Genomic DNA, 18,146 nt, shown 5'->3' on the forward strand with positions numbered 1-18,146 from the left:
CCACCTGCCGTCTAACCTGTTTTCGGGGCCCGTGCGCTATCTGCGCCGGGCCCTTTAGACTCTGAATCCGGCTCAAGATGAATCACAAAAACCGATCCGGGGAACTGATCGGTCAAAGCGTCTTCGATATCGTCACAGATATCATGGGCCGTCGCCACGCTCATGCTACCGTCAACGACCAGATGGAACTCGACAAAGATCATGCTGGCGGATCGGCGGCCCCGCAGGTCGTGATATTCCAGCGCCCGGCCCAGATTTGCATCGATGATGCTCCGCACTTCATCCAGTTCGGGATCAGTAAGGGACACGTCCATCAGACCGTCAATCGACTTGCGAATGACCTTCCATCCCTCCCACAGAATGTTCAGGGCGACCAGAATGGCCAGGATCGGGTCCAGGATCAGCCAGCCGGTGGCAAGGGCCAACACCAATCCGATGACAACGCCCACCGAAGTGAACACATCGGTAAAGATATGCTTTGCGCTGGCCTCAAGCGCCGGAGAGGCGTACTGCCGCCCGACCCGCAGCAACATATAGGCCCAGGCACCGTTCAGAGCGGTTGCCAGCACATTGATTGCCACCCCGGTCAGCGGGGCCTGGTCCAGATGCGACGATGACAGCGCGGCAACGGCCTCTCGCAGGATTAGAAGCGCCGCCAGCACGATCAGCACACCTTCGACAACAGCAGACAGGTATTCGGCTTTCTTATGCCCAAAGGGGTGATTATCGTCAGGAGGTTTGCCGCCGATCGAAACCGCAAAGAACGCCAGCAAGGCCGCGACCACATTGACCACGGATTCCATCGCATCGGACAACAAGGCGACCGATCCCGTCAACCACCAGGCCAACAGTTTCAAGGCCAGAACCGCGATGGAAATCGGGATCGACCACAGGGCAAATTTCTGGATCATCGCTTTGGTGTCCTGCAACCTCGGCAAAGGTTTATCACTTTGTTCGAAGATCCCTATGGCTTTTTCTGATCAGAAATCAAGCGTCTGCTTGTGCCGCCTCATAGGCCAGCATGGCGCGTTTCACCGGCAGGCCCCAATGATAACCACCCAGCCCCCCGGATTTTCGCAGCGCGCGGTGGCAAGGGATCAGCCAACTGACCGGGTTTCGACCCACGGCCGTCCCGACGGCGCGCACAGCTTGCGGTGATCCCACCCGTTGCGCGATCTCGGAATAGGTTGTGACCTGGCCCGAAGGGATATGCATCAGCGCTTCCCACACTTTGATCTGCAGGGGCGAGCCTATCAGATACAGAGGCGTTGGTTCCAATCGGTCGCTCACCGCGCCAAATGCACTGAGCGCCCAGGGCCGCAGGCGCATCGGGTCCTCGACGAAATTGGCATTGGGCCAACGCGACAACATATCCGCCATGGCATTTTCTTCGCCGGTTTCGGCCCCAAAGGCCATTCCGCAGATGCCCTTGTCGGTGCCCATCACCAAAGCAGGACCAAAAGGACATTCAAACCATCCCCAATAGATGGTCAAACCGGCACCCCTACGGGCGTATTCGCCGGGGCTCATGGATTCCCATTTCAGGAACAGATCATGCAGGCGACCGCTGCCGGACAGGCCCACATTCAGGGCGGTTTCCAGTGTCGTGAACCGCTCGCGCAGCAACGCCTTGGCATGGCCCAGCGTCAGATATTGCTGATACCGCTTGGGCGATACCCCGGTCCAACGTGAGAACAGGCGCTGGAAATGCGCGGGGCTCATATCCATCTGCTGTGCCAGTTCCTCAAGACTCAGGGCCTCTCCGCCCTGATCAATCAGGTCAATCGCCCGGCGCATGACATTATAATGATAGCCGCTTTCTGGGGTCTGGACATTCATGGTCGCACTCCTTCGATAGACAGAAGATGGCCTGTTACCGACCAGAGTGCGACCCGATTCTTGCGCTATCTGCGCCCTCAGACCTGCGGGATAACGGTATAGGGTGCCGCCTCTTCCGGGGGTGCAACCTTTTCCATGACGTTGATGCTGACATGCGGCCAGCGGATCAGACCGGGTTTCCCGTCAAAGCGTGGGAAGAAATCCAGACCGACATTCTGCAGATACATCATCAGCAGCTTGGGTTCACCGCCAATTCCCGGCTCGTCCAGCTCCATGATCCAAAAGATCGAATCCATCACCGCCGCGTTGGCTTGTTTGACAACAAACGGAATGTTGACGATCCCGGCATCCTCAAGCGCGGTGTTGAACGGCAATATCGTGGTTTTTTTCACATTGTTCGGTATTCCAGCTGCCAGCAACAGATGCGGGTGCACAGGATCGAAGCCTGGGAACCCCGGGGCGGTCACAACGCCGTTGAACGGATTATCGTGATAATGTTTGTAGGGCGAAAGATATCCGCTGTTCAGGTCCTTTGTGGCCCCTTCGGGCAGCCCGTCGACCACCGGAATCGTTGGCGGTCCATCGATCTCGCTCGCTTCTCCAAGACCTAACAGCGAGTCGCCATGTGGCACCGTTCCCAAACGTGCAACGTTCAGATTGTTTGTGGTCAGATTGGTCATATGCAGGAACAGACCGGGCTCGTGATGGATGGCCAGATCGGCAGGTCCCGCCAGTCCGCTGTCGGGGCGATCTTCAGCCGAGAGCTGCGCGATGGACTGCTGATAATCCAGTGTAACCACAAACTGATCGGTGTTAACGGTCGGGTCTCCTGAGGCCGGGTTCGGACGCTCAATCCCGCGGTTTGGAACCGCTTTGTCAACGGTCGTGAATTGAAGCGTTTCCTCGAATTGATTAACCAGCAGACGATAGTTGAGACGGCTGCCAGGCTCGGTCGCAAACGGAAGGGCGATCATGTTCCAGCCACGTCCGCGCGTGCTGTCGCCGTTCTTCCAAACTCCGGGCAGTAATTTCAGGGGGCCGAGGTCTTCGTCACCTTGATGGGCCAGCTCAACAGACCGATAACGGGACTGCAGTTTTGCGGCAAGATCTGGGTTCGCCATGGATCAACCTTTCAATAATTAAATAAAATATCCGCCAATGCGGGAAAAATGCGCTGAAATAAAAATAGGCTGCGCATCGCGAGAATAACACGAATCAGGCTTACCCTACGTAATCCAAAACCCACAGCTATCCGCTAAGCAGATTCTTGCTTGTGTGGTTACCCGAGCCATCGGCTTGCCCTGCGCCGCAATACGTGCATACGTCGCCGCATGGCCAAGCAACTTGATTACCACACGATCCGAGAGATTTTTACCCGCTTTCAGCAGGCTGACCCGGAACCTGAGGGTGAGCTAGAGCATGTGAATGTCTATACTCTGGTCGTAGCGGTGGCGCTGTCTGCACAGGCCACCGATGTCGGCGTCAACAAGGCTACGCGCGCCCTTTTCAAAACCGCCGACACCCCGCAAAAGATGCTGGACCTGGGCGAAGATGGCCTGATCGAGCATATCAAAACCATCGGTCTATTCCGCCAAAAGGCAAAGAACGTCATCAAGCTCAGCCGTATTCTGGTCGAAGAGTATGACGGCGAAGTTCCCAATTCCCGCGCCGCGTTGCAATCGCTGCCGGGCGTCGGGCGTAAGACCGCCAATGTGGTGTTGAACATGTGGTGGCGCTATCCGGCGCAGGCCGTGGATACGCATATTTTCCGTGTCGGAAACCGAACAGGCATCTGTCCGGGAAAACATGTGGATGCGGTTGAACGCGCAATCGAAGATAACATCCCGACCGACTTCCAACTGCACGCACATCACTGGCTTATCTTGCATGGCCGGTATCACTGCAAAGCACGCAAACCTATTTGCGGAACCTGTATCATCCGCGATCTCTGCCAATTCGAGGACAAGAACCTATGAAAACCTACCAGCTCACCGGTATTGGAAACGCCGTTGTGGACGTGATCTCTCAGGCCGATGACAGTTTTCTGGAACTGATGGGCATCGAGAAGGGCATCATGCAGCTGATAGAACAGGAGCGGGGTGAACTTCTTTACGCCGCTATGGAAGGCCGCGTGCAAACGCCGGGCGGATCCGTTGCGAACACGATTGCCGGTGCCGGCGCACTAGGACTGAGCGCAGCCTTTATCGGACGCGTACATGATGATGCGTTGGGACGATTCTACGCAGAGGCGATGCACGAGGACGGTGTGGATTTCGTGAACCCGCCCGTACCGGGTGGAGAGCTTCCGACTTCGCGCTCGATGATTTTTGTCTCACCCGACGGCGAACGGTCGATGAACACCTATCTGGGAATTTCCTCGGAGCTTTCCTCGGCGGATGTGTCAGCCGAGGTCGCGGGTAACAGCCAGATCATGTTCCTTGAAGGCTATTTGTTCGACAAGGAAAAAGGCAAAGCTGCGTTCCTTCAGGCCGCACGGGATTGCCACAAGGGCGGCGGCAAGGCCGGGATCGCCATTTCTGACCCGTTCTGCGTTGAACGGCACCGGGTCGATTTCCTACTGCTGATCGAAAATGAACTGGATTTTGTGATCGGCAACGAGGCCGAGATCAAATCCCTATTCGAAACCAATGATCTTGAGGATGCACTGGCGAAAACCGCCGATATCTGCCCACTGGTGGTCTGCACCCGGTCAGGCGACGGGGTAACTGTGCTGAATGAAGGTCAGCGCTTTGACATTCCGGTGGAAAAAATCGTTCCCGTCGACGCCACCGGCGCAGGCGACCAATTCGCAGCCGGGTTCCTGTTTGGCATGGCCACGGGGCGAAACTATGAGACCTGCGCCAAGATGGGCAATGTCTGCGCCCGTGAGGTGATCAGCCATATCGGCCCGCGCCCCAAGGCGGATATGATCGATTTGCTCAAGCAGGGCGGTTTGCTTTAGTCGAATCAGGACTGGCCTATAATATGTGGGAGGGGGCAGAGCCCCTCCCCTCACGGTTATCCCTGCACGAACAGAGCGATCCAGATGCCTACGAACATGAATATGCCGCCAAGATTGACCCAAGCGTGCCAAATCGCATAGCGGAAAGGCAGTGCCTTGCGGGCATAAAAGACTGTGCCGATCACATAGCTTGCCGCCCCGGCCAGAATGCACCACAGGACTGAAACGGGGACATCTTTCAGATCGGGTATGGCGCACAGCCCCAGCGCGCCCAGACCCAGATAGGATGCTGTTGACCATCGGGATTTGACCGTCTTGTTGGCGATCTTGTTCCAGATGGCCACCACAGTCAGCCCCCAGCACAACCAGAGCAAAGTCATGGTCCAGCCGGTACCGGCCAGCAGGAAAAAGGGTGTGAAGGTGCCGCAGATACTGGAATAGATTGCGGCATGGTCTATGCGTCGCAGCAGCTGCCGACGCTGGTGCCAGCGGGAAAAGTGATAAAAACACGAGGCCAGATTAGAGCCCAACGCACAGGCTACATAAACCAGAACCGCAAGAATAAGCCCGCTGTCGAGCATCAGGTACGAATTGCGGATCAGCGCTCCGCCAGCGGTCAAAATCAACGCCAGACCGATAAGATGCACGACCAGATCGGCGCGGCGGTGGCGTGGGTCCGGACTGGGATAGGTCTGTGGGATCATGTCAGTTCAGGTGATCCGAAAACGCTGCAACCACGTGTTCATACACGTCGCGTTTGAACGGCACGATTTCGGCAACCAGCTGGCCCGGTTCCTGCCATTTCCATCGGGTGAATTCGGGATGCTCAGTCTGAATGTTGATCTGATCGTCGCGGCCAGAGAACCGCATCAGAAACCATTTCTGCTCTTGCCCCCGATACCGACCTTTCCAGATCTTCGGCACGATGTCATGCGGCAGATCATAGGGCAACCACCCCTCGGTCTCGGCGATGATCTCGACCAGATCTGCCGTGACGCCGGTTTCTTCCCACAGCTCGCGCAGCGCCGCATCGCGCGGGTCTTCACCCTGGTCCACACCACCCTGAGGCATCTGCCAGGCGTCCTTGTGGCGGTCGTTGCGCTGGCCGACGAATATCTTACCCTCGGCATTCATCAACATCAGCCCGACGCAGGGGCGGTAGGGCAGTTTGGCAATCTCTTCGGGGGTCATACGCGGCCTCGTGAACATGCTTTGGAGCTTCTGTAACAAGCAGCGGGCCCAAGGCAAAGGGTATGACGTTAGGTTTCGCGTGACAAAGATGACGCGAAGGTCAATCTGGCAGCCAAATTCTATAAGGGAGAGTTCTGGATGACTGCATACCCAAACATGCTGGCCCCGCTGGATCTGGGCTTTACCACGCTGAAGAACCGCGTGCTGATGGGCTCGATGCATACCGGGCTTGAGGAGACCGGCGATTGGAATCGGGTGGCCGAGTTCTATGCCGACCGCGCGCGCGGTGGCGTAGCGCTGATGGTGACTGGAGGGATTGGCCCAAATCTTGAAGGTTCGGTACTGCCGGGGGCATCAATGATGACCAACGACAAAGAAGTGGCAAACCACTCCATCGTCACCCAACGGGTGCATGAGGCCGGTGGCAAGATCGCGATGCAGATCCTGCATGCGGGGCGCTATGCCTATGGGCCGAAATGTGTCGCACCCAGCCCAGTGAAATCTCCGATCTCTCCGTTCCCGCCGACCGAGCTGGACGAAGAGGGTATCGAGAAACAGATCAGCGATATCGTGAACGCCGCGGTCCTGGCCCAGAAAGCGGGCTATGACGGGGTCGAGATCATGGGATCCGAAGGGTATTTCCTCAACCAGTTTCTGGTGACTCACACCAACAAGCGCGAGGACCGTTGGGGCGGCTCTTATGAGAACCGGATGCGCCTGCCGATCGAGGTCGTGCGCCGCACGCGCGAGGCCGTCGGCACGGAATTCATCATCATCTACCGCTTGTCGATGATTGACCTGGTTCCCAACGGATCTACTCATGATGAGGTTGTGGAACTGGCGCAGCGGATCGAACAGGCCGGCGCCACGATCATCAATACCGGCATCGGCTGGCACGAGGCGCGAATTCCCACCATTGCCACCAGCGTTCCGCGCGCGGCCTTTGCTTGGGTGACCAAAAAGCTGATGGGCAAGGTCTCGATCCCGGTCATTACGTCAAACCGGATTAACACTCCGGAGGTCGCCGAAGAGGTTCTTGCCACGGGGTGCGCCGACATGGTCTCGCTGGCCCGTCCGATGCTGGCAGATGCGGATTTCGTTAACAAAGCTATCGCTGCTGAGGCGGCGACGATTGCACCCTGCATCGCTTGCAACCAGGCCTGTCTGGATCACACATTCCAAGGCAAACTGACCTCGTGCCTGGTAAACCCGCGCGCTTGTCACGAAACCGAATTGGTGATCACACAGGCCGACAGCGTCAAGAAAGTTGCCGTCGTCGGCGCGGGCCCCGCAGGTCTGTCGACCGCAATGACCGCCGCCCAGCGCGGCCATGACGTGACCCTGTTTGACCGCGCCAGTGAGATCGGCGGTCAGTTGAACATGGCCAAGCAGGTTCCGGGCAAAGAGGAATTCTGGGGTCTGGTCGACTGGTACCGCGCCATGATTGCCGATTTGGGCATTAAGGTCGAGCTTGAGCGTGAAGTGTGCGCCGATGATCTGGCCGGCTATGACGAGGTGGTGATCGCCACCGGCGTCGTCCCGCGTGATCCGAAAATCCCCGGTCAGGACCGTGACAATGTCGTCGATTATATCGACGTCCTGCGCCACAAGACCCCGGTTGGCAAATCAGTGGCCGTGATCGGAGCAGGTGGGATCGGCTTTGACGTGTCCGAATTCCTGCTGGAAGAAGGCCACAGCATCACCACCGACTTGCCTGCCTGGATGAAGGAATGGGGCGTTACCGACCCGGCCGAGCATCGCTCGGGGCTGGCACCTGAAGGGCCACAACCTGCCGCCCCCGTGCGCCAGGTGACTTTGCTGCAGCGCAAGGCGCAAGCCCATGGCAAAGGGTTGGGCAAGACCACCGGCTGGATTCATCGCGCAACGCTGAAGATGAAAAACGTCAATTTCGTCGGTGGCGTGAATTATGAGCGGATCGACGATGACGGGCTGCATGTGAGTTTCGGCGAAGCACGCGAGAACCCGACGGTAATTGCGGCGGATACGATTGTTCTGTGCTCGGGCCAGATCTCTGACCGCAGCCTGGCCGATACATTGATCGAACGTGGCATTACCCCACATGTGATCGGCGGCGCGGATGTTGCAGCCGAATTAGACGCCAAACGGGCCATCAATCAGGGCACGCGGCTGGCAACCACTTTCTGATATGCCTTGGCCCGGTCCAGAACCGGGCCAATCGCTCTGCTGGTATTGGGGTCAGTCGGCCAGCGCCAGCTTTGCACCCAATGCCCCAAAGGCCCCGGCGAAACAGCGCCTGACCCAAGCCATGACAGTGGGCCGCTGGATCACATAGTCGCGTGCCACCGCAGCGAAAGCGCCATAGCCAACAAAGACGACAAAGGTCATGGCCATGAAGGACAAGGCCAACTTGATCAGCTCTGCTTCGGCGGCACCTGTACCGGCAGGAATGAATTGCGGCAGAAAGGCCAGAAAGAACAAAGATAGCTTGGGGTTCAACACATTGATCAAGGTGCCCGTGATTGCAATCTTCACATACCCTTTTGCGGGTTTCTGGCTCTGTACATCCAATGCTCCGCCTTGCCGGACGATCCCCCAGGCCATGTAAAACAGATACAGCACCCCAAGGTATTTTAGCACCAGAAAGGCCAGCGCGCTGGTATGCAGCAGGGCCGCAAGACCGACGATACTGGCCAGCGCAGCAGGTATGATCCCTATGGTACAGCCAATCGCCGCCGCAAAACTGGCCCAAAAGCCGCGCCCCAACCCAACCGCAAGCGTATAGATCACGCCGGTGCCCGGTAAAAGCACAACGATCAGAGACGTCAGTAGAAACTCTGTCGACATCCTAGCCCTCCCTTTCCTAGCACGCAGAATTTCCGGTTCGAAAGGAAAAGTAAACGCCATACATCACTGTGGCCCGGCGACATTCCTGAAAGCCCACCGGAAACCAACAGCAGACGTCTCTTATCGCTTATTCAACGGTTATCGTAATCACCTCGGACACGATGGGCGTGGAATGCGGTACATGACCTGCATCGCCCAGCACTAGCTGAAGCGTATGTTCGCCTGCAGCCATTTCCAGCGTCACCTCGGTCTGACCGCCGCCAAAATGGATATGATTGTCATCCGCGGGCAGACCATAAGACAACTCATCCGCACCGTCCTCTCCCTGCCCCAAAGGCGGTCGGTCGATCAGCAGATGATGATGCCCGGTGTTTTCCTTTTCAGTACCCGCCGGCGCGACCCCCATGCCGCTGAGGCCAAAGACCACGGTGACCGGAGATTGGACAACGTCGCCGTCAGACAATTTCACAAAATAGACCTGCGCTTCGGGGTTTGATGGTGTTTCACCCCCGGCCAGAGCAAATGTCGCCGACAGGCAGGTTGCGGCAATAGCTAAAACAGCTTTCATAATCTTCTCCGTTGTCACAAATTTGCCATCCTCATGGTAGCATGTTTCGGCCCGAAATCGAGGATACCCGTTGTCAAAAGGCTTGTGGCCCATATGGAAACCACTGTTTCAGAGTTTCCCAAGCGCAAACGATCCGATTCAAATCCCTGATATTATCCCATGTCCGCCCTGTTTCCGCCCAGATTTGACGTAAAGATCAGTTAAAGAACCTACACCTGGGGAACAAGAATGGACCGACTGACCGAAATGGAAGCCTTCGCCAACGTGGTGGACCAAGGCGGTTTCACCGACGCGGCCAAGAAAATGGGCATCTCAAAATCGGCTGTGTCCAAGCACGTTTCCAGCCTGGAAGCACGCCTGGGCGCAAGACTGCTGAACCGCACGACGCGCCGCGTGTCACCAACCGAAATCGGGCTGGCCTATTATGACCGGGCCCGCCGCGTTCTGAATGACGCGGGCGAGGCTGATGCGCTGGTTACCTCGATGCAATCTGCCCCCTCTGGTCTGCTGCGGATCAGTGTGGCGACAGATTTCGGCGTGAATCACCTGTCTCCGGTTCTGTCGGGATTTCTAGCTGCCTATCCCGACATCACAGTGAATATGGTGCTGAACAATCGCTATGTTGAACTGATCTCGGAAGGGTTCGACGTTGCCGTGCGGATTGGTGAGCTGGAAGACAGCACATTGCGCGCCCGCAAGCTGACCGAAACCGTCAAGCGGATGGTCGCCGCGCCCACCTATATCGAGAAATTCGGGCGTCCGCAAAAGATCGACGACCTGAACGAACACAAGCTGTTACATTATTCCAGCCAGTCTTCGGGCAATGTGTGGAAACTGACCGCACCTTCGGGTGAAAAACGTCAGGTCCGCACCGCCGGGTGGCTCAGCGTGAATGATGGGCAATCCTTGTTGAACGCTGCGGTCTCGGGGCTTGGGATCGCGCATCTGCCCAGCTATCTCTATTCCGACGCGCTGAAGTCGGGCGAAGTTGTCGACGCAATGCCGTCGCTGCCCGATGAAGTGCAAGGCGTTTATGCCGTCTACCCGCCCGGTCGCTTTACGCAGCCCAAGGTGCGGGCATTCATTGATTTCCTCGTCGATGCCTTCAACGAAAAAGGCCCGATGGACTGGTAATTTCTCCCGGTGGAAACTGAACGGCCCGCACAAGTAGTGTGGGCCTTTTTTTATTCGCTGATCACGGCCAGCCCCATGCTTTGTGCGACCGCGCGCAGGGATTGGGTCAGGATATTCTGCCCCGGCAGATCCGCTTCTTTTCTGCGCGACAGCAGCGCGATATCGCGGTTGGCATTTGCGATTGTCAGCGGGCGCAGACGGACCTCATCGCGGTAAATGCCCTGACGCCTTGCATAGAGGTCCGGCAATACTGCGACCCCAACCCCCGAAGCCGCCATCAGCACGATGGAATCAAGCGTGGTGCCCTCGTATTCATCCGACACCACCCCGCCGCATTCCGCCGCAAGCGCATAGACGATCCGGGACAGACGGTGGCTTTGGTCCAGGGTCAGGATCAGCCGGTCGCGCAAATCCTGGGCGGTGACACCCTGGGTATCACCCGCCAGCACATCATCCACAGCGACCCCGATCCACAGGGATTCGTTGAACAGGCGCTGCTGGATTGTGTTCGGATGGTCCTCGGGCGTGGACAGGATCAGATCGAACCGACCGGATTTCAGCCCTTGTTCCAGATCACGGGTGTTTTCCTCGCGCACGACAATGCGCAGACCGGGGCGGTCCTGATGGACCTTTTTGATGACCTGAGGCAGCAGGTAGGGCCCGATTGACGGCAACACGCCCAGCCTTAACCGCCCCGAAACCGGTGTCTCGCTGCTCATCGCGTGGCGCAGATCCCGGACATCGGCAAGGATCTTCTGGGCGCGTTCGATGAACTCTTCGCCTTTGGCAGTCACCTGAACACCACCCCGGTTACGATCAAAGATGCGCAGGCCAAGTTCTTGTTCTACAGAGGCAATTTGCGCCGAGAGGCTGGGCTGGCTGACATTCAGAACCTCGGCTGCCAATCCAAATCGACCCAATCGGCTGACCGTAACGATATATTCCAGTTGCCTTAGTGTTGGGCGCATTTCATAACTTTAAACTATCCAAAAATTAGAAAGATAATATTTGGATAACATAAATAGGCAAGGCACTTAGCCCGTGAAATCGGGACAGGAGCCAAAATGCCCAGCGTGATCGAAACCCTTTCCAGCAACCTGCTGGTGCCAACCATCCTTTTCTTCGTCCTCGGGCTGCTGGCGGCTTTTGCCCGCAGCGATCTGTCGATCCCCGCTGGGGCGGCCAAGTTCATGTCGCTGTATCTGCTGTTGGCCATCGGCTTCAAAGGCGGCAGCAGCCTGGCCGAGCATGGCATCCACATGGATCTGTTCCTGACTTTGCTAGGCGGTGTGGCGTTGTCTTTTGTCATCCCCTTTGTGGCATTCGGCCTGCTCCGGGTCATGACGCGGCTGGACGCGTTGAATGCGGCGGCTGTTGCTGGGCATTATGGATCAATCTCAATCGTGACCTTCGTCACCGCAACCAGCCTGCTGGATCTGGTGGGTCTTGATCATGACGGCTTCATGGTTGCTGCCGCCGCCGCGATGGAGGTTCCCGCCATCCTTTCGGCCCTTTGGCTGGCGCATAAAACCAGCAGCAAGGGCGTCAATGACAATGGGCTGTGGCGCGATCTGTTGGCAAACGGGTCGATTGTCCTGTTGACCGGGGCCTTTCTAATTGGCGCTATTACGGGTGGCGAAGGGATGCAGATGATTGCGCCCTTCATCGTCACGCCCTTCACCGGCATCCTGTGCCTTTTCCTGCTGGATATGGGCATTTCCGCGGGGCGCAGCCTGATCAAGAACTGCGATAAGCTTTCGCTGGGTCTGTTTGCCTTTGGTATGCTGATGCCCCTGATCGGCGCTGCGATGGCTTGGGTGGTCGGGGCGGTGATCGGCCTACCTGACGGCAGCCTGTTCCTGTTCATGGTCCTGTCCGCATCGGCCTCGTATATCGCTGTGCCCGCGGCGATGAAGATCGCGCTGCCAAAGGCCGAGGCCGGGATCTATCTGACCCTGTCGCTGGGCGTGTCCTTCCCGTTCAACATCACGATCGGACTGCCGCTGTACCTGTGGTGGGTGATGTAGGGATCAGTTGATCAGCAGAACCGCCTCGACCCGGCGGTTCAGTTCGCGACCTTCGGGCGTTGCATTCGAGGTGATCGGGGCCAGATAACCAATCCCCCGCGCCTCGACCCGGTCGGCGGCCACGCCATGTTTCTCAATCAACCGGGCGCGCACGGTCTGCGCTCGGCCTGTGCTGACCGAAATATTGGCCTCGAGTGCGCCAGTATCATCCGTGTGCCCGACCAGAGCCAGCCGCGTTCCGGGATTGTCCGACAAATACTGCGCAATCTCATTCAGAGAGCCGAAAGGCCCCTCACCCAAGGTTATTTCGCCCGTGCGAAAATGCAGATCACCCAGAATCACATGGCCCTCTTGGGCAAGCTCTGCCAACAGCCCCTGCGCCTGATCGACCGCTTCTTCGATCACCAGCGGAGGCGCGGCTTCGGCCCCTTCAGGTGACACGCGGATCATCTGCACATAGCCATCGGGCGGGTTTCGGCTGACCAACAGGCTCAGAACTTCGTCGCCCCTGGCAGCGGACAAAAAGCGATAGTCCTGGATGGCCACATACATGTCAGGCGTGGGGACAACTTCGGTTCCAAAGCGAAAATCGAAGCCGCCGCAACTGCGGGCGTCGCAGTCAAAGAGAACCTCATACCCCTGGGCTTTGATCTGTTCCCGCAACGGGGCTAGCAGCTGCAAAGTGGTGCTGGACCCGGCCTGCAGCCGCCAGGTATAGCGCTCGACCCGCCCTTCGACCCGGCGCGCCGGGACTGCTCCGTCGGTATAAGGGCCAGTGGGCAGGTCATAGCTGTCCAACGGGCTCGTGCGGTCGCTGACCAATCGCGTACCCGAAGGAAGCGTCAGCTCCTGCCCGACAACAGGCGATGCCATGAGCAACAGGAATATAACGAGACGGCGGATCATCTTGATTGGGCGTGATACTCGGGGTTGGGGGACATCGCGGTCGCGCTTGCAACACGGTTCGACATGTTGAAAAAGCCGGTCACGTTGGCAATGTCCCAGATATCGCGGTCGCTAAACCCGGCATCCCGCAGGACCTGTCGGTCGGGCTCTTCGATCTTGGTGCTTTCGGTGGTCATTTTGGCCGCGAAATCCAGCATGGCACGCTGCCGCTGATCCAAAGGCGCAACCCGGTAGTTCATGACCAGCATTTCGCCCAGTTGCGGATCACCCGACAACTGCCTGACCGCCGCCCCATGTGCGACAAGGCAATAGAAACACTTGTTTATTGCCGACACGACCACCGCGATCATCTCGCGTTCAAGCTTGGACAACCCACTATCCGCTAGCATCAGATCATTATACATCGCGGTGAACGCGTTCAGCTTGTCGATGTCAAAGGCATAGGCCCGCAGAACGTTGGGCACAAAACCCAGCTTTTCGACGCAAATGTCGAAATATTTCTGCGTCTCCGGCGGCAGCGGATCCACCATCGGAAGGTTCAGCGCGGTGGGTGGGGTAAGATCGGTCACTTTGGGTTCTCTCCTTCAGCCAGCTGACGGTAATGGTATTCTCCGGCAAGCTCCATCCCAAGCGCGCGATAAAGGCCATTGGCACCCGCATTCGCCTTGGTGCAAATCACGCTGAGCGTCACGGCGCCCTGATCCTGTGCCCAGAGCGCAGCCGCGCGCATCGCCCATTGGCCCAGGCCCTGACGGCGATGAGCGGGCAAAATCTCAAGTGCGTGGACCATGGCCACGTCCCCGTGCATCGCAACAAACCCGGTACCAGCAGGTTGGTCACTATGGCGAAGCAGCAGGCCGGTCTTTGGACCCGGGGCTCGCTCCATCACGGCCAGCCGCTCTGGTCCAATCCCGCCCTCGGCCCAGATCTCACGCATGATTGCCAGCGGCTCCCATATCGAGAACACCGTTACGCGGGGGAGCGGAAGATCAGTCAGATGCTCAACCGGGCAGGTGTAAATATTGACCGGATCCAACACGGAATAGCCCCGGCCTTCAAGCTGCGCATCCAGCGCCTCGTCCCCTGGCCACAGGCAAAAGATGCGCTTTTGCCCCAGTGCCTGCATCGCGACCTCGGCCGCCGCGATATCGTCATCCAAGACCGGCCCCAGCGCATTGGCTGCACTCACCCGCGATCCGCCGCCCAGACCCTGACGCACCCAAAACGGCCCCTTCCTGTCGCGATGCGCAGATGGCCAAGTGCCATCGACGACATCAGGCCAGACAACGCTCACAGACCAAGCTCTTTCGCCAACCGGGTTGAGGCTGCATCAATCTGGGCGCCCTCGGTTCCGCGGATGACAACGTTGGCACCGAACACACCATTGATCTGAAACGGATAACACCCGATGGACAAATCCTGAAAATCCGCTGCTAGTGCCGCAAGGGGAGCGGCGATATCGCCTTCGCCGCGATCCACCCGCAAGGTCTGGGACAGCAGAGGAACACCGCCGGTCAGACCCGGCAATACACTCGCCACCATCGCCTGAAAGACCGAGGGCACCCCAGCCATCACATGAACATTGCCGATGGTAAAGCCTGGCGCAGTCGACACCGGATTGTCGATCAGCGTGGCACCATCGGGGATGCGCGCCATGCGCAAACGGGCAGCGTTCAGTTCCAGCCCGGATTTCTCGTAATGCGCTTCAAGCAAAGCGCGAGCATCGTCGCGGATGTCGATATGCGCGCCAAAGGCACGGGCGATGCAATCGGCGGTGATATCATCATGGGTCGGTCCAATCCCACCGCTGGTGAAGACATGATCAAAATTTGCCGACAACGCCTGAACGGCGGCTTCGATTGCAGCGGCGTCATCGCTGACCACACGGACCTCTTTCAGGTCGACCCCCTGCTTGGTCAGCTCCTGCGCGAGATAATGCATGTTTGCGTCGCGGGTGCGACCCGACAGGATTTCATCCCCGATCACCAGCATGGCTGCGGTTGGATTTTGCATGGCCTGCGCCCCCTTGATCGACCCTTTCCGCAGGTATAGGCCCTGAAGCATGCGATTTGAAACCCCTCTTGTCCCCGCCCACCTGATCCGCCGCTATAAACGCTTTCTAGCCGATTGCAGGCTTGAGGACGGGCGCGAGGTGACAGCGCATTGCGCCAATCCCGGCTCGATGATGGGACTGGCCGAACCGGGCGAGAAAATATGGTTGGAGCCCAATGACGACCCGAAGAAAAAGCTGAAATATGGCTGGCGGCTGGTCGATCACGAAAACGGGCATTTCACCGGCGTGGATACATCCGTCCCGAACCGGGCGTTGCGCGCGGCATTGATCGCGCGGGAGATCCCCGAACTGGCAATGTATGAAACTGTACGCCCCGAGGTGAAATACGGCGAGAACAGCCGCGTTGATTTCCTACTGACCCAGCCGGGTCTTCAGGACGCTTATGTCGAGGTCAAATGCGTGACCCTGTCTCGCGAACCCGGTCTGGCCGAATTCCCCGACAGCGTCACAGCGCGCGGAACCAAACATCTAGGGGAACTGACGGCTATGGTGGACCAGGGGCATCGCGCAATCCTGCTGTATCTGGTCCAGCGCACTGATTGTGAACGAATTGCATTGGCCGCAGATATCGACCCGACCTATGCAGCGGCGTTCGAGGCGGCGCAAGCTAGGGGTGTCGAGAAATTGGTCTACGGCACACGGATATCGCCTGAAGGGGTTTGGGTAAACGTGACCGAAAGCCAATCGTTCATGCAGAAGCGTTGAAAAGGCCCTTTGATCCCATCCTGTGAATTCGACCTTCTAGCAACGTGGGATTCTCTGCTTGAGCAAGAAAACCGGGGCGCTGGCCCATCCTGATCTAAACACCCATTGTCTGCCGTAAGAAGTGGGATTGCGGCGAATGCGCTGGCTGTTTGCCGCTGGCACATCCGGCAATGACAACAATGTACGATCATTGGGTCAGCAGTCACGACAAGGCAGATATCTTTCATGAGTATCTGAGGAATGCGTCATTACACGCAGTGCTGTCATAATCAGTCCACAACCTTGATCCAGTCATTGTGGGTCGAGTTGCAGGACCATGAAGGTTAGCCAATCCGCCATTTCCTCGCTGACATCATAATAGGGTTTGATCGGCTTAAAACCGAGCTTTTGATACAATCCTCGTGCCTCGATTTGTTCTGGGCCTGTATCAAGATACATTCTTGAGTACCCAAATTCGCGGGCTCGGTGGGTAAGATGCGTTGCAAGAGCCTGACCTACGCCTTGCCCGTGAAATTTCGGAACGACGAACATGCGCTTCATTTCGCAATATTCTGTATCGAGTGCGCGCAGACCGACACACCCAACGAATTCCTTATCAATGGTTGCGATTAACAACGTTCCTGTGGGCGCTCCATATATGCGATGCAGGTCTGAGAGCTCTCGTTCAAATTCAACCGGGTCGAAATAGCGGGCGACAAGATTGCGATAGGCGTGATGGCGCAAGAACAACCAATCAACCAAGGCGCGCATCATGTTTTGTATGGCGGCGATTTCAGCGGGTGTCTGGGCGGTCTTGACGGCCACGCGCTGCAGAGCTGCGGTTTTCATTTGGGTGTTCCTTCGCTGGTTCTGGGTGTCTCTGATCGGCGTGGCGACAGATACCAAAGCACCGCAGCCATAATGATCAGGGCTGGGATATCGCCCACCAAATGACCGATCTCCATATGGTCCCGGCTGACTTGAGCGGCCATAATCGCTGCGTGGACGATACTGGACCAGATGGCAAAACTGATCAGACTCATATGGTTTTGCGGGGCTGAGGATGCCCGGATCAGGAACCATCCCAGAACCGCGTAAATACCGCAGATCATCTGGAAATAGTGCTGACCTCCGCCACCATGCCAGACCCACCCCGAAGGCCAGATAACGGCCAGTGGATAGATCAGAAAACAGATGGTCCCAAACAGGGCCAAGGCGATCTTTAATCCCTTCGCGCGGCTTTCGGGGCTCATGCTGCGTCTGCCTTAGGAGTCCATGCATAGGGCGCAAATTCCGCGTCTAGCGGCAGGTCCAGTAAGTTGGCGGTCATGTTGCTTAGCGTCTTGTTTGCAACGCCTATGATTACCTCCAGCGCCTGCTCTGGGTGATAACCTGCCGCTAAAAATCCCGCGTATTCTTCGGTGCAGTCACGACCACGGTCTGTTGTGAGTTTCCGGGCAAACCGTGCCAGAGCACCAAGACGATCGTCTTCAGGGTCGCGCCCCGCACGCATCGCTTGAACATGGCTGTCACTCAGTTCGGCATCAGCAGCAAAAGCTGTGTGACCTGCGACGCAGTAGCGGCACTTGTTGGCCACGCTAACCGCAAGTTGGATCACCTCGCGTTCGGCGGGCGACAGGCTGCTGTTCCCAAAGGCGCCGGTCAGCCCGGCAAACCCGGTCATCGCATCAGGAAGACCGCCATAGACGGCATAAACGTTAGGAACAAAGCCACGTGCCTGCGTGATCGCGTTGAATATCGGACGTGATTGTGGGGCCGCTGTCTGGGGCGTGTGTATGGATAGGGTCATAAGCACTCTCTGTTTTGCAGATCCGCAGTTGGGCTGCTTGATGTCATGAGATCTATCTGACGGCGTCCCTACGCGATGCTTTACAGATTGGAGCAAAGCACTATACCGATTGGAGTGCCTTACTA

At 57.6% G+C, this 18,146-nt stretch carries 21 protein-coding genes; 6 read left to right on the forward strand and 15 right to left on the reverse strand.

The features are described from left to right. Window positions 1-11: 11 nt before the first annotated feature. The 3 genes from AC2FJW_RS15705 to AC2FJW_RS15715 all read right to left on the reverse strand — a co-directional run bounded on the left by AC2FJW_RS15705 (window position 12) and on the right by AC2FJW_RS15715 (window position 2,960). Window positions 12-911, reverse strand: coding sequence for a cation diffusion facilitator family transporter (locus AC2FJW_RS15705; RefSeq protein WP_496697771.1), 900 nt, complete (start codon window positions 909-911; stop codon window positions 12-14). A 76-nt stretch (window positions 912-987) separates the two neighbouring features. Next, window positions 988-1,839, reverse strand: a complete 852-nt coding sequence (locus tag AC2FJW_RS15710) for a bifunctional helix-turn-helix domain-containing protein/methylated-DNA--[protein]-cysteine S-methyltransferase (RefSeq protein WP_281973788.1) — start codon at window positions 1,837-1,839, stop codon at window positions 988-990. A 77-nt stretch (window positions 1,840-1,916) separates the two neighbouring features. Beyond that, window positions 1,917-2,960, reverse strand: coding sequence for a heme-binding protein (locus tag AC2FJW_RS15715; RefSeq protein ID WP_496697776.1), 1,044 nt, complete (start codon window positions 2,958-2,960; stop codon window positions 1,917-1,919). A gap of 210 nt (window positions 2,961-3,170) precedes the next feature. On the opposite strand from AC2FJW_RS15715, the gene nth reads away from it, so the two are divergent. Together nth and AC2FJW_RS15725 are read left to right on the forward strand one after the other, a co-directional pair. Continuing rightward, on the forward strand, window positions 3,171-3,815 hold the full coding sequence (nth, locus tag AC2FJW_RS15720) for an endonuclease III (protein WP_496750613.1): 645 nt from the start codon (window positions 3,171-3,173) through the stop codon (window positions 3,813-3,815). After that, the gene (locus AC2FJW_RS15725) at window positions 3,812-4,801 is read left to right on the forward strand and encodes an adenosine kinase (protein WP_496750616.1); all 990 of its coding nucleotides are present in this window, start codon (window positions 3,812-3,814) and stop codon (window positions 4,799-4,801) included. The genes nth and AC2FJW_RS15725 overlap by 4 nt, the downstream gene beginning before the upstream one ends. Before the next feature lie 56 nt (window positions 4,802-4,857). Here AC2FJW_RS15725 and trhA read toward each other — a convergent pair whose 3' ends face one another. Both trhA and AC2FJW_RS15735 read right to left on the reverse strand, forming a co-directional pair. Continuing rightward, window positions 4,858-5,505 (reverse strand): PAQR family membrane homeostasis protein TrhA, encoded by a 648-nt coding sequence (gene trhA, locus AC2FJW_RS15730; RefSeq protein WP_496750617.1) that lies wholly within the window; start codon window positions 5,503-5,505, stop codon window positions 4,858-4,860. Window position 5,506: 1 nt separating this feature from the next. Beyond that, window positions 5,507-5,992, reverse strand: coding sequence for an RNA pyrophosphohydrolase (locus AC2FJW_RS15735; RefSeq protein WP_496703528.1), 486 nt, complete (start codon window positions 5,990-5,992; stop codon window positions 5,507-5,509). A gap of 138 nt (window positions 5,993-6,130) precedes the next feature. Between AC2FJW_RS15735 and AC2FJW_RS15740 the strand changes: the two genes are divergently transcribed. Further along, window positions 6,131-8,158, forward strand: coding sequence for an FAD-dependent oxidoreductase (locus AC2FJW_RS15740; RefSeq protein WP_496750618.1), 2,028 nt, complete (start codon window positions 6,131-6,133; stop codon window positions 8,156-8,158). 51 nt (window positions 8,159-8,209) lie between these two features. On the opposite strand, the gene AC2FJW_RS15745 is transcribed toward AC2FJW_RS15740, so the two are convergent. Both AC2FJW_RS15745 and AC2FJW_RS15750 read right to left on the reverse strand, forming a co-directional pair. After that, window positions 8,210-8,818, reverse strand: coding sequence for a LysE family translocator (locus tag AC2FJW_RS15745; RefSeq protein WP_496697784.1), 609 nt, complete (start codon window positions 8,816-8,818; stop codon window positions 8,210-8,212). 127 nt (window positions 8,819-8,945) lie between these two features. Continuing rightward, on the reverse strand, window positions 8,946-9,386 hold the full coding sequence (locus AC2FJW_RS15750; protein ID WP_281973795.1) for a DUF4399 domain-containing protein: 441 nt from the start codon (window positions 9,384-9,386) through the stop codon (window positions 8,946-8,948). A 228-nt stretch (window positions 9,387-9,614) separates the two neighbouring features. On the opposite strand from AC2FJW_RS15750, the gene AC2FJW_RS15755 reads away from it, so the two are divergent. Continuing rightward, window positions 9,615-10,520 carry a LysR family transcriptional regulator gene (locus AC2FJW_RS15755; RefSeq protein WP_142639975.1) on the forward strand — a complete coding sequence of 302 codons (906 nt, stop codon included), beginning with the start codon at window positions 9,615-9,617 and terminating at the stop codon, window positions 10,518-10,520. Between the two features lie 50 nt (window positions 10,521-10,570). On the opposite strand, the gene AC2FJW_RS15760 is transcribed toward AC2FJW_RS15755, so the two are convergent. After that, a complete protein-coding gene (locus AC2FJW_RS15760) occupies window positions 10,571-11,488 on the reverse strand; it encodes a hydrogen peroxide-inducible genes activator (RefSeq protein WP_496750619.1) in 918 nt (305 codons plus the stop codon). 96 nt (window positions 11,489-11,584) lie between these two features. On the opposite strand from AC2FJW_RS15760, the gene AC2FJW_RS15765 reads away from it, so the two are divergent. Then, complete coding sequence (locus AC2FJW_RS15765) at window positions 11,585-12,547, forward strand: sodium-dependent bicarbonate transport family permease (RefSeq protein WP_496750620.1); 963 nt, start codon at window positions 11,585-11,587, stop codon at window positions 12,545-12,547. Between the two features lie 3 nt (window positions 12,548-12,550). Here AC2FJW_RS15765 and AC2FJW_RS15770 read toward each other — a convergent pair whose 3' ends face one another. From AC2FJW_RS15770 to AC2FJW_RS15785, 4 genes are read right to left on the reverse strand one after another with little or no spacing between them, the layout of a single operon-like run. After that, on the reverse strand, window positions 12,551-13,453 hold the full coding sequence (locus tag AC2FJW_RS15770) for an OmpA family protein (protein ID WP_496750621.1): 903 nt from the start codon (window positions 13,451-13,453) through the stop codon (window positions 12,551-12,553). Next, a complete protein-coding gene (locus tag AC2FJW_RS15775) occupies window positions 13,450-14,022 on the reverse strand; it encodes a peroxidase-related enzyme (protein ID WP_496709462.1) in 573 nt (190 codons plus the stop codon). The genes AC2FJW_RS15770 and AC2FJW_RS15775 overlap by 4 nt, the downstream gene beginning before the upstream one ends. Further along, window positions 14,019-14,747 carry a GNAT family N-acetyltransferase gene (locus AC2FJW_RS15780; protein WP_496750622.1) on the reverse strand — a complete coding sequence of 243 codons (729 nt, stop codon included), beginning with the start codon at window positions 14,745-14,747 and terminating at the stop codon, window positions 14,019-14,021. Before AC2FJW_RS15780 ends, AC2FJW_RS15775 begins: the two co-directional genes overlap by 4 nt. Next, window positions 14,744-15,466, reverse strand: coding sequence for a competence/damage-inducible protein A (locus tag AC2FJW_RS15785; protein ID WP_496750623.1), 723 nt, complete (start codon window positions 15,464-15,466; stop codon window positions 14,744-14,746). Before AC2FJW_RS15785 ends, AC2FJW_RS15780 begins: the two co-directional genes overlap by 4 nt. Window positions 15,467-15,515: 49 nt before the next feature. On the opposite strand from AC2FJW_RS15785, the gene sfsA reads away from it, so the two are divergent. Further along, a complete protein-coding gene (gene sfsA, locus AC2FJW_RS15790) occupies window positions 15,516-16,232 on the forward strand; it encodes a DNA/RNA nuclease SfsA (RefSeq protein ID WP_496707023.1) in 717 nt (238 codons plus the stop codon). A gap of 291 nt (window positions 16,233-16,523) precedes the next feature. Here sfsA and AC2FJW_RS15795 read toward each other — a convergent pair whose 3' ends face one another. Genes AC2FJW_RS15795 through AC2FJW_RS15805 form a run of 3 tightly spaced genes read right to left on the reverse strand, consistent with a single transcriptional unit; the run spans window position 16,524 to window position 18,021 of the window. Next, window positions 16,524-17,060 carry a GNAT family N-acetyltransferase gene (locus AC2FJW_RS15795; RefSeq protein WP_496707019.1) on the reverse strand — a complete coding sequence of 179 codons (537 nt, stop codon included), beginning with the start codon at window positions 17,058-17,060 and terminating at the stop codon, window positions 16,524-16,526. Next, window positions 17,057-17,464 carry a DUF6632 domain-containing protein gene (locus AC2FJW_RS15800; protein ID WP_496692752.1) on the reverse strand — a complete coding sequence of 136 codons (408 nt, stop codon included), beginning with the start codon at window positions 17,462-17,464 and terminating at the stop codon, window positions 17,057-17,059. The genes AC2FJW_RS15795 and AC2FJW_RS15800 overlap by 4 nt, the downstream gene beginning before the upstream one ends. After that, a complete protein-coding gene (locus AC2FJW_RS15805; protein ID WP_496703515.1) occupies window positions 17,461-18,021 on the reverse strand; it encodes a carboxymuconolactone decarboxylase family protein in 561 nt (186 codons plus the stop codon). Before AC2FJW_RS15805 ends, AC2FJW_RS15800 begins: the two co-directional genes overlap by 4 nt. Window positions 18,022-18,146 lie beyond the last annotated feature (125 nt).

It is taken from the genome of Ruegeria sp. CDSA020, assembly GCF_059612345.1.

Excerpts from the sequence above, each read along its gene's own strand:
- sfsA (WP_496707023.1), top strand. The coding sequence starts at position 15,516 with ATGCGATTTGAAACCCCTCTTGTCCCCGCCCACCTGATCCGCCGCTAT.
- AC2FJW_RS15800 (WP_496692752.1), bottom strand. The coding sequence starts at position 17,464 with ATGAGCCCCGAAAGCCGCGCGAAGGGATTAAAGATCGCCTTGGCCCTG.
- nth (WP_496750613.1), top strand. The coding sequence starts at position 3,171 with ATGGCCAAGCAACTTGATTACCACACGATCCGAGAGATTTTTACCCGC.
- AC2FJW_RS15725 (WP_496750616.1), top strand. The coding sequence starts at position 3,812 with ATGAAAACCTACCAGCTCACCGGTATTGGAAACGCCGTTGTGGACGTG.
- AC2FJW_RS15770 (WP_496750621.1), bottom strand. The coding sequence starts at position 13,453 with ATGATCCGCCGTCTCGTTATATTCCTGTTGCTCATGGCATCGCCTGTT.
- AC2FJW_RS15760 (WP_496750619.1), bottom strand. The coding sequence starts at position 11,488 with ATGCGCCCAACACTAAGGCAACTGGAATATATCGTTACGGTCAGCCGA.
- AC2FJW_RS15755 (WP_142639975.1), top strand. The coding sequence starts at position 9,615 with ATGGACCGACTGACCGAAATGGAAGCCTTCGCCAACGTGGTGGACCAA.
- AC2FJW_RS15785 (WP_496750623.1), bottom strand. The coding sequence starts at position 15,466 with ATGCAAAATCCAACCGCAGCCATGCTGGTGATCGGGGATGAAATCCTG.
- AC2FJW_RS15715 (WP_496697776.1), bottom strand. The coding sequence starts at position 2,960 with ATGGCGAACCCAGATCTTGCCGCAAAACTGCAGTCCCGTTATCGGTCT.
- AC2FJW_RS15795 (WP_496707019.1), bottom strand. The coding sequence starts at position 17,060 with ATGAAAACCGCAGCTCTGCAGCGCGTGGCCGTCAAGACCGCCCAGACA.
- AC2FJW_RS15705 (WP_496697771.1), bottom strand. The coding sequence starts at position 911 with ATGATCCAGAAATTTGCCCTGTGGTCGATCCCGATTTCCATCGCGGTT.
- AC2FJW_RS15735 (WP_496703528.1), bottom strand. The coding sequence starts at position 5,992 with ATGACCCCCGAAGAGATTGCCAAACTGCCCTACCGCCCCTGCGTCGGG.
- AC2FJW_RS15765 (WP_496750620.1), top strand. The coding sequence starts at position 11,585 with ATGCCCAGCGTGATCGAAACCCTTTCCAGCAACCTGCTGGTGCCAACC.
- AC2FJW_RS15805 (WP_496703515.1), bottom strand. The coding sequence starts at position 18,021 with ATGACCCTATCCATACACACGCCCCAGACAGCGGCCCCACAATCACGT.
- trhA (WP_496750617.1), bottom strand. The coding sequence starts at position 5,505 with ATGATCCCACAGACCTATCCCAGTCCGGACCCACGCCACCGCCGCGCC.
- AC2FJW_RS15750 (WP_281973795.1), bottom strand. The coding sequence starts at position 9,386 with ATGAAAGCTGTTTTAGCTATTGCCGCAACCTGCCTGTCGGCGACATTT.
- AC2FJW_RS15740 (WP_496750618.1), top strand. The coding sequence starts at position 6,131 with ATGACTGCATACCCAAACATGCTGGCCCCGCTGGATCTGGGCTTTACC.
- AC2FJW_RS15710 (WP_281973788.1), bottom strand. The coding sequence starts at position 1,839 with ATGAATGTCCAGACCCCAGAAAGCGGCTATCATTATAATGTCATGCGC.
- AC2FJW_RS15745 (WP_496697784.1), bottom strand. The coding sequence starts at position 8,818 with ATGTCGACAGAGTTTCTACTGACGTCTCTGATCGTTGTGCTTTTACCG.